This is a genomic window from Alteromonas gilva, from assembly GCF_028595265.1.
Lineage (GTDB): Bacteria > Pseudomonadota > Gammaproteobacteria > Enterobacterales > Alteromonadaceae > Alteromonas > Alteromonas gilva.
Genome location: NZ_JAQQXP010000005.1, coordinates 125,124 through 133,961, shown reverse-complemented (window position 1 = coordinate 133,961; position 8,838 = coordinate 125,124). Strand labels below are relative to the sequence as shown.

Genomic DNA, 8,838 nt, shown 5'->3' with positions numbered 1-8,838 from the left:
AGCGGCGATGGTAGTGTGGGGTCTCCCCATGTGAGAGTAGCACACCGCCAGGCTCCAATTAAGAAGAAGGCCCACTCAAATGAGTGGGCCTTTTTTGTTTCTGCCCGAAAATAGCAATAACGCTAACACGCCTGGTATATCACGCGCTGTCATGTATATCGCAATAAACAGCGTGCTCACGCTTTGCTACTTCACTACTTCACTTTTCACTACCACTGTTTTGAACACGATTAATTACCAACAGACCCACTAAACCCGCGCCCGTTTAAAAAACCAAAAGGAGCCGGTTATGGTATATTAACGACCTATTTCGACACTCAGGAAGTAACCATTGATACAGGAGTCGTTTAAGAGCCGGGGCTTTGTCGCTGGCGATACAATAGTAAACCGAAAAGGTGAACGTATAGATCTGTCTGTACTTCCTGCATTTCTCAGAACATTACTGGTTACCGATGGCACCGTTACCAAATCACTGGAAGCCTATTTCTGGGAGCCGGTAATGGTTAATAATACTCTTCAGGATGTGCTGTCGTCGGTGAGTAATACCATTGCGTTAACAAAAGAAGAAGGCCAACGTTACCTGCATCGTAAGGTCAATTTGAGCGGTGTCAAAACCACAACGGTTTATGCTTTTGCAGATTCCTATATCAATTTAAGTTTGCTGTCAGCTGACACCGCAGAAAAATTAATTGCGAACAAAATCGGTATAGGTGAGTTATTACGTGACGAGGGGCTCGAAACCTACCGGGAAATTCTCGATATTGGCACTGTTAGTGACGCTTTAGAAGATAAGTCTGTGACTGAGCAATGCGCTTACCGGACTTACGTCATCAAAGTGTCCGGAGCAATAGCAATAGAAATCACCGAGTGGTTTCCGTTTTCTGCTTATTGCTAGCGGCGACGGATTGCTGCGAAAAATACACAGCAAGGGGCAGTAGTTAGTTAACCGCTAGGCAATAAAAAGGGCGCTAACGCGCCCTTGATTTGGTTGAGTGTGCTGATTAAACCCGTTCAAATATCGTTGCAATACCCTGACCAAGGCCGATACACATGGTCGCTAACCCCACCGACTTGTTGTTCGCTTCCATCAGGTTGAGCAACGTCGTGCTGATCCGTGACCCGGAGCATCCCAGTGGGTGGCCAAGTGCTATGGCACCACCGTTGAGGTTCACGTTGTCATCATATTTATCCAGCCAACCCAGCTGTTTAATACAGCTTAACGCTTGTGCTGCAAAGGCTTCGTTGAACTCGGCAATCTCAATATCATCCATGCTCATGCCGGCTCGCTTAAGGGCTTTCTGGGTAGCGGGTACCGGGCCATAGCCCATGATTGCCGCATCGCAACCTGCTACACCCATTGCGCGGATTTTCGCCCGGGGCGTCAGGCCCAGAGCTTTAGCGCGCTCAGCAGACATCAATAACATGGCGGATGCACCGTCAGAAATGGCCGACGCGTTACCAGCGGTAACAGTGCCGTTTACCGGATCGAATACTGGTCGCAGGCCTGATAGTGTGTCGGTGGTGGTCTCAGGACGAATAACTTCATCGTGATCAATAAGCTTTAGTACGCCGTCGGCATCATGACCTTCGGTGGGCACGATTTCGTTAGCCCAACGGCCTTCCAGGTGAGCCTGATGAGCGCGTTGATGCGAGCGCGCACCGAAAGCATCCTGCATTTCGCGGGTAATGCCATTTTGACGGCCCAGCAATTCGGCGGTCATGCCCATATTGCCCGACGCTTTCGCGGTATATTTAGCCAGTCCCGGATGAAAGTCCAAATTGAACGTCATCGGTACGTGCCCCATGTGTTCAACACCACCGATCATGTATACATCTCCCTGACCGGTCATGATACCACGGCTGGCATCGTGCAATGCCTGCATTGACGATCCGCATAAACGGTTAACGGTGACTGCGGCAGTGCTGCGTGGAATATTGGTTAACAGTTGTGCGTTACGGGCAACATTGAACCCCTGTTCTTTAGTTTGTTGCACACAGCCCCAGATAATGTCTTCAATTTCGCTGGGATCAACACCGGGATTTCTCGCCAGCAGCGCGCTCATCAGATGTGCGGAAAGCGTTTCGGCGCGAACGTTTCTGAAAACACCACCCTTGGAACGACCCATGGGGGTACGAATACAGTCTATTACTACGACATCTTTCATTATTTATTCTCCTAAGGTGATTATGCGAAGTATGACTTACCGTCTGCGGCCATTTTTCGTACGCCGTCAGTAATTTGGTAAATCGGCCCAAGATGAGCGTATTTGTCGGCAAGTTCGACAAAATTCGCTAATCCCATAGTTTCAATATAACGGAAAATACCGCCGCGGAAGGGGGGGAAGCCCAGACCATAAATGAGCGCCATATCAGCTTCTTCAGCACTTGCCACAATGCCTTCTTCCAGGCAGCGAATCGCTTCGTTGGCCATAGGAATCATCAGGCGGGCAATAATTTCCTCGCTAGTGAATGTCTGTTCATCAGATTGCTGTGGCTTAATCAGGGCATAGGCCTCTTCTGCCGCATCCTTGGTGGGTTTGCCGCGCTTATCCTTGCTAAAGTTATAAAAGCCCTTGCCGTTCTTTTTGCCGAGGCGATCGTTTTTAAACAATAGCGTTACCGGATCATTGGCTATCTTTTGCATCCGCTCCGGGATGCCGTCGGCCATTACCGAGGCGGCGTGATCGGCAGTGTCCATGCCCACGACGTCCAGCAGATAGGCAGGACCCATAGGCCAGCCAAACTGTTTCTCCATCACTTTATCTACGGCGGTAAAGTCGGCGCCGTCAAGAACCAGTTTGGAGAAGCCGGCAAAGTAAGGGAATAATACCCGGTTGACCAGAAAGCCAGGGCAATCGTTAACCACAATCGGGGTTTTACCCATCTTAAGCGTGGTAGCGACGACGGTGGCAATGGTGTCGTCTGAGGTTTTCTCACCGCGGATAATTTCTACCAGGGGCATGCGATGTACCGGATTAAAGAAATGCATGCCACAGAATAACTCAGGCCGCTCAAGGCTTTCGGCTAACTGGTTTATCGAAATAGTCGACGTGTTGGAACACAAAATCGTCTCATTGCCAACATGCTGCTCGGTTTCTTTCAGTACCGAGCTCTTCACTTTCGGGTTTTCAACAACCGCTTCGATCACCATGTCGACATCTTTTATGGCGCTGTATTCTAAAGTAGGGGTAATGCTGTTAAGGGTTGACGCCATTTTATCGGCGTCAACTTTGCCTAATTGCATCCCTTTGTTAAGAATTTTCGCAGCTTCAGACAGGCCCAGGTCCAGCGCCTTCTGATTGATGTCTTTCATAATTACCGGCAAGCCTTTCACTGCGCTTTGATAGGAGATACCGCCACCCATAATACCAGCGCCGAGCACGGCGTTAGTGGTTACAGTTTTAGTGGCTGACTTAGACAGTTTTTTACCTTTGCCTTTCACCAACTGGTCGGCCAGGAAAATGCCTACCTGCGCTTTCGCTGCATCGGTTTTGGCGAGTTTTACAAAACCCTGGTTTTCCAGCGCAAGAGCGCCGTCACGGTCCAGACCTGCGGCATTTTTAACGGTTTCAACCATCATATGCGGCGCCGGGTAATGCTTGCCTGCTTTGGCGGCAACAAATGCCTGTGCGGTAGAGAAACTCATCATAGCTTCGTTGCTGTTCAGTTTCAGCGGGGCCTTTTTGGTTGTACGGCGTGCCAGCCAGTCAAGTCGACCTGCGATGGCGTCGTTAACCATACTAAGAGCAGCGTCAACGAGCTTTTCAGGTGCAACCAGGGCGTCAATGGCGCCTTCATCCAGTGCTTGCTGACCTTTACGGTCTTTACCTGTGGTCATCCACTCCAAAGCGTTATCAGAGCCAATTAGTCGGGGCAGGCGCACTGTGCCACCAAAGCCGGGCATCAGGCCTAACTTAACTTCAGGCAGGCCAATGGCGGCGGTGGTATCCGCAACCCGCAGGTCACAAGCCAGCGCCATTTCGCAACCGCCGCCTAATGCGAAGCCGTTAATAGCGGCAATCGTCGGTACGGCTAAATCTTCAAAGCGGTCAAATACTTGCGACGTTCTGGCAACCCATTCAAGTATTTCTTCTTCCGGTTGCTCGAACATCGCCGTGAACTCAGTGATATCAGCGCCAACAATAAATGCGGATTTTACGCTACGGACTACAACACCTTTAACATCAGGATCGCTAGCAATCGCCTGGGTTGCTTTATCTAATTCATCGATCGTCTGGCGGTCAAATTTATTAACCGATCCAGCCGCGTCAAACACTAACTCGGCTATACCGTTATCTAACAGCCCAACCGTTAGATTTTGGCCTTCGTAAATCATTGTTGTCTCCTTTCAGCATCACGCATGAAATTAAAAGTTGTAGGGAGGCGCGTACTCTTTATAACCCCTGATTCTTTCCAATGCAGAGTTAAATTTCAACACAAATTCAAACGACTGTTTCAATTTTGCTGTATAAATGGCATCAAAGCTAATGTTTTCAAGCCGTCAGAGGCCTATTTAATTTACTTATAGTTGTGTATAGCAGGCGTTTTTACGGCGGTGACACTGCCACCTTCGACCTGCCAGGGGGCATAACCTGCTTGATTGGTGCAGCTTACTCCCTATGAGGGTAGCATCGCTGATGGCTTTTTGCCCAGCTAGTTGTCGCGCATCATTTATTTAAAAAGGCTGTTATGCGTCAGTGAATAGGCTTAAACTGAATTGTGTAGACTGATATCAACTGGCAACAGAGGAGATGCTGTGCGGGAATCGTTTTGGCTAGTATTGTTTGCATGTGCAAGCTATATCGTATGCCAGTCATCCTGGGCAGAGGATGGCGCCTTGCGCAATCAGCAACGCGAGCAATTTTTAAGCCTTGAAAAACAACTGAACTCGCTGCCTGTTTCGAAATTGCCGGCTATTCATGCCGATATTGAAGAGTTAGCGAATTATCCGTTAGTGCCTTACCTGAAACTGCGGCTGGCAGAACGTACCCTGGCAAATCTCAGTGATGACACCGTTGAGGCGTTTCTCGCCCGCTATGCCGGTACACCCATTGCTGATCGGTTACGCAAGCGCTGGCTGGATTTACTCAGTCAAAGAGCGCGCAAAGCGGTTTTCATCGACGCCTATCAACCGGGACTCGGCACTCGTTACACCTGTACCTACCTCGACTATCAGCTACAACTTACAGACACTCCCGATTACTGGTTCGAACAAGTTGATGACCTGTGGCTGTCGGGTGACTCGCAGCCCAAAGAGTGTGATCCGGTATTTGCGGTGTGGAAAAAAAACGGACGGATGACCACAGACATGGTGTTACAACGTGTCGAAAAGGTGATTCGCGGTGGTGACCGTAATTTACTGGGATATTTGCAACGCCGCCTGCCGGATTCTTATCATTACCTGGTAGCCTTGTGGCGTGCCACACACCGTAATCCAACAACCGTACTCAGGTACAGGGAGTTTCCTGGCCGTTATCCGCGCTGGGAGCGGCCTGTTCTGTACTACGGGCTTATTCGTCTAGCGTGGCAGTCGCCGGAAAAAGCAATCAAAGCATTTCAGTACTGGCAGGACAAGGTTAGCTTTAATGATGTGCAAATTCGTGAGATTGAACGCGCGATTGCGATTAATTCAGTGCTCGAAGGTGAGTCCAGTGCCGAAGAGTGGTTATCCAGAGCGAATGTTCCGGCGGCGGATGAGGACGTGCGTCACTGGCATCTTGCCTATTGGCTGCGGCAACGGGACTGGGCCAAGGTACTCAGTGTTATTGAGTCAGCGCCGCCTGAGGAGCAACAACAAAGCGCATTGAGGTATTGGCGCGCTCGTAGCTTAGGGGAGCTGGGATTCCATCAGGAACAACAGCAACTGTTCACTGCACTTGCAGATGAACGACACTACTATGGGTTTTTGGCGAGCGCCCGCTTACAACAGCAACCACAACTTGCCGACAGACCCCTGGTAGTCAGTGACTACACAATAGCGAAAGTAAGCACAGTACCCGCGGTACAGCGCTCCTATGAATGGTTCAAGTTAGGGCGTTTTGTGGAGGCAAGGCGCGAGTGGTACCATTTAAACCAGCGACTCACCAACGCGGAACAACACGCGGCAACCCTGATTGCCAGCGACTGGGGCTGGCACGACCAGGCTATCATAGGATTTGCCAATACAGGGTACTACAGCGATGTGAAACGCCGTTTTCCGCTGGCGTTTGCTGACGAGTTCCGTCAGCGGGCGAGTCAGCATGACGTTGATCAAGCGTTTGCCATGGCCATCGCCCGCCGGGAAAGCTCCTTTATGGTCGACGCCGTCTCCCCGGCTGGTGCGCGGGGCCTGATGCAACTGATGCCGGGTACCGTCAATTACATCAGTAAACAGAAGGTCAGTTACAGTTCGCTGCTCCAACCTGAACAAAACCTTGAGTTTGGCATGCAGTATCTGAAATACCTCAACGATAAGCTCAACCATAATCCGGTACTGGTATCTGCATCTTATAACGCTGGTTGGCGGCGGGTTTTGCAGTGGCTGCCGACGGAGGGGGAGCAGGAACTTGATATCTGGATAGAGAACATTCCCTATCACGAGACCCGACATTACGTCAAAGCGGTGATGGCGTACCGGTATATATATCAGGTTCAGCTGGGGCAGCAATCCGAGTTATTTGACACTTTAAGTCGCATGAAAGTGTCGGCGGACAGCCTGACTTTACCCTGATCAAATGGTAGGGTTACGCAAAATTAAATGATAAAAACGACAGAGGCACTATGACAGAGCAAGATGACCTGTATGCAGCGCATATCGACATACTTCAACAGCGCACACGCGAGGCCGTTGAGCGCGAGGGAATTGAAGGATTGGTAATTCATTCAGGTCAGAGTAAACGTTTGTTTCTTGATGACAACCATTATCCGTTTAAGGTCAATCCCCAGTTTAAAGCTTGGTTACCGGTTATTGACAATCCCAATTGCTGGCTCGTGGTCAATGGCATAGATAAACCCAAACTGATCTTTTACCGGCCCTTGGATTTTTGGCATAAAGTGCCGCCTGAGCCTGATGATTTTTGGGTGGATTGTTTTGATATCGTGATGCTAAAGCAAGCTGATATGGTGGAAAAACACCTTCCCTATGACAAGTCTGGTTTTGCTTATGTGGGCGAGTATATCGAAGTGGCCGGGGCCCTTGGTTTTGAAAATGTTAACCCCGACCGCGCCTTGCATTATTTGCACTATCACCGGGCTTACAAAACCGATTACGAGCTGGCCTGTATGCGCGAGGCGAATAAAGTAGCGGTAGCAGGACATAAAGCAGCGGCGGCCGCATTTAATGCTGGCGAAAGTGAATTCAATATTAATTTAGCGTATAACGCTGCCACCCAGCAGGGTGATAATGACGTGCCTTACACCGGCATTGTGGCACTTAATGAGCATTGCTCAATTTTGCATTACATGCATTATGATACGCTCAAGCCTGCCAGCCACCGTTCTTTCTTAATTGATGCCGGGGCAAACTTTAATGGTTATGCTGCGGATATAACCCGAACCTACAGCTTTGGTAAGACTATTTTCAGTGAGTTAATCAGCCAGTTAAATAGCCTGACCATTGAGCTTATTGGCCAACTCAAACCGGGTATTGATTACGCCGACATTCACCGCAGCGCCCATCGCGGGATTGCTAACATTCTGGTGAATGCCGGATTAGTTAATCTGAGCGCAGAGGATTGTGTGGCACAAGGCATTACCCGCACGTTTTTCCCCCATGGCATTGGCCACTTTTTAGGTCTGCAGGTGCACGATGTGGGCGGTTTGATTGCCGATGACCGTGGCACGCCAAACCCGGCTCCCGAGGATCATCCGTTTTTGCGTTGCACACGCACGGTCGAAGCACGCCAGGTCTTTACAATTGAGCCAGGCCTGTATTTTATTGACTCACTGTTGGCGGACCTCAAATCAAGTGAGGCAACCAAATACATTAACTGGGATAAAGTTGACCAGTACCGACCCTATGGCGGCATACGGATTGAAGACAATATTATCGTACACCGCGATAACAATGAAAATATGACCAGGCTGGCCGGCTTAGACTAGCCTTCTGTATTAACAAGCGACAGGCGGAAAATCATTGACAGACACCGCGGTTATTAACGTAGTGCTAATAGCGCTGATTGCCGGGTTAGCAATGCCTGCAGGGGCGCTATTGGCATGTGCAGAAGGCGTGTTTCCTGCCTGGCTGGATGAAGAGCTCCGCCATGGTGTTTTGGCCATGGGGGCGGGTGCATTACTCTCTGCTGTGGCACTTGTGTTGGTGCCTGATGGTTTGGCAGAGCTTGGAATTTTAAGTGCGTGCGGGAGTTTTTTGGCTGGCGCCCTGGCATTTATGGCACTGGATATCTGGCTGGCCCGAAATCAGTTGCCGGCGAGCCAGCTCGCCTCCATGTTGTCAGACTTTGTACCCGAGTCAATTGCCCTGGGCACAACCGCGGCACTTGGCGGCGGCAGTTTATTGCTTGGCGTGTTAGTGGCAGTGCAAAACTTTCCTGAAGGCTTTAATGCCTATCGCGAACTCAGGGCGGCAGGACATTACAGCCGTAAGCGACTGCTGGTTATGTTTACCCTGATGGCGTTGCTGGGGCCGCTGATGGCGCTGGTAGGGTATTATTGGCTGGCTCAGTATACCGCTTTGGTTGCGGGCATCATGTTATTTGCCGCTGGCGGAATTCTCTATTCAGTACTGCAGGATATTGCGCCCCAGGTGCGTATGGACAACGCCTGGGCACCGCCACTTGGCGGCATCTTCGGATTTATGATTGGAATGCTTGGGTCAATGCTTTAGGGCTACTGACCCTT

6 protein-coding genes are annotated in these 8,838 nt (G+C 50.1%); 4 read left to right on the top strand and 2 right to left on the bottom strand.

Annotated features, from left to right (window positions below):
* The first annotated feature begins 331 nt into the window (after window positions 1-331).
* Window positions 332-895, top strand: a complete 564-nt coding sequence (locus tag OIK42_RS20355) for a chorismate--pyruvate lyase family protein (protein WP_273643039.1) — start codon at window positions 332-334, stop codon at window positions 893-895.
* Between the two features lie 106 nt (window positions 896-1,001).
* On the opposite strand, the gene fadA is transcribed toward OIK42_RS20355, so the two are convergent.
* Window positions 1,002-2,165: an acetyl-CoA C-acyltransferase FadA gene (gene fadA / locus OIK42_RS20350; RefSeq protein WP_273643038.1), complete on the bottom strand. Its 1,164-nt coding sequence runs from the start codon at window positions 2,163-2,165 to the stop codon at window positions 1,002-1,004.
* Between the two features lie 20 nt (window positions 2,166-2,185).
* A complete protein-coding gene (fadB, locus tag OIK42_RS20345; RefSeq protein WP_273643037.1) occupies window positions 2,186-4,336 on the bottom strand; it encodes a fatty acid oxidation complex subunit alpha FadB in 2,151 nt (716 codons plus the stop codon).
* A 420-nt stretch (window positions 4,337-4,756) separates the two neighbouring features.
* Between fadB and OIK42_RS20340 the strand changes: the two genes are divergently transcribed.
* From OIK42_RS20340 to OIK42_RS20330, 3 genes are all read left to right on the top strand, one after another.
* On the top strand, window positions 4,757-6,709 hold the full coding sequence (locus OIK42_RS20340) for a transglycosylase SLT domain-containing protein (RefSeq protein WP_273643036.1): 1,953 nt from the start codon (window positions 4,757-4,759) through the stop codon (window positions 6,707-6,709).
* A gap of 50 nt (window positions 6,710-6,759) precedes the next feature.
* A complete protein-coding gene (gene pepQ / locus OIK42_RS20335; RefSeq protein WP_273643034.1) occupies window positions 6,760-8,079 on the top strand; it encodes a Xaa-Pro dipeptidase in 1,320 nt (439 codons plus the stop codon).
* A 91-nt stretch (window positions 8,080-8,170) separates the two neighbouring features.
* Window positions 8,171-8,824, top strand: coding sequence for a ZIP family metal transporter (locus OIK42_RS20330; RefSeq protein WP_273643042.1), 654 nt, complete (start codon window positions 8,171-8,173; stop codon window positions 8,822-8,824).
* Window positions 8,825-8,838 lie beyond the last annotated feature (14 nt).